This is a genomic window from Desulforhopalus sp. IMCC35007 (assembly GCF_005116575.1).
GTDB lineage: Bacteria > Desulfobacterota > Desulfobulbia > Desulfobulbales > Desulfocapsaceae > Desulforhopalus_A.
Window position 1 is genome coordinate 1 of the sequence record NZ_SWCN01000120.1, and the last position, 217, is coordinate 217.

1 protein-coding gene is annotated in these 217 nt (G+C 51.6%); it reads left to right on the top strand.

The window, feature by feature from the left end:
- The coding region (locus tag FCL48_RS25125) for a hypothetical protein (protein ID WP_169309385.1) at positions 1 to 217 on the top strand (217 nt) is incomplete at both ends.

Consider the following 217-nt stretch of genomic DNA (forward strand, 5'->3'; position numbering starts at 1 on the left):
GTTGGGGCAGAGGCCGGTATTTCTACAGTCACCATCGGTGGCACAGACATTACCGATGCAACCAACAACCCTGTTACCATTAATGGCACGGAAGGTACCCTCGTTGTTACGGGTTACAATCCTGCCACAGGTGAGATCACCTACGAGTACACGGAAGATGGCGATCCTGAAACCCACGACGCTACTGATACCAATATTGTCGACCAGTTTGTGGTCG